Raw genomic sequence first — 857 nt, 5'->3', positions numbered from 1 at the left:
CGACGAAAATGACAAGCAACTAACTGAACTAACCGAAACACTGCGTGTTCGCTCCGGTACCTTGGGTGAAATGTTTGGTGTGGTTCGTCAATACGCAGGCGAATTTAAAGGGCTGTTTGCCGCTTCGCAAAATGCCGTTCAGTTCCCAGAGCGTGATGCACTGCTGACGAAACTGGCAGAAAGTAAAGAACTACCATCAACTCAAGAGCTGGAAGCATTCTGGCACACTATTCTTCAACAAGTTGTCGTATCTGGTGATACATCAACAACACAAGCAACGGTTGTTTACGGTGAAGGTAAAGAAGCCGTTCGCGACGTAACGCTAGTAGGAGAATTTAACGCAATTGCAGATGGCAAATACGTCATTTACGTACCTCAAACTGGCAAGTTCGAAGAACTATCACGTCAGCCAAGCAAGAACATCACAAGCCAAGTGGCTGGTTTTGAATCAGCAAAAGGCACTTATGAGCCGCTATTCCTTGATCCATCTCGTGGCGTAATTCTATCGCTACTAGTACAGAGCCCTACCGTTCAGGAGCGTATTGACCAAGGCGGTATCGTTGGTTACGTCATCCTAGCAATGGGCGCTGTTGGTGTCATCATCGCGCTATTGTGCTTCCTACGCCTTCAGATCATCGGTGGCAAAATGCGTAAACAGGCGAAATCAGACACAGTTATCCCTGGCAACCCTCTAGGTGAAGTTATCCAAGCTTACCAAGATCACAAAGGCGACAACCTTGAAGATCTGGAAGCGAAGTTGGACGAAATCATCCTACGCAATGCACCAAGCATTGAACGCTTTATCAGCTCAATCAAACTGTTCGCTTCTGTAGCACCACTACTGGGACTACTAGGTA

Annotated in this window: 1 protein-coding gene; it reads left to right on the top strand. The window is 47.0% G+C overall.

The annotated features are described in order from the left end of the window. A partial coding sequence (locus R7R24_RS25670) for a MotA/TolQ/ExbB proton channel family protein (protein ID WP_411978832.1) occupies positions 1-857 on the top strand: 857 nt, incomplete at both ends.

This window comes from Vibrio sp. 704, assembly GCF_033339295.1.
The sequence above is the reverse complement of the archived record's forward strand: the minus strand, read 5'-3'. Positions and strand labels throughout refer to the sequence as shown.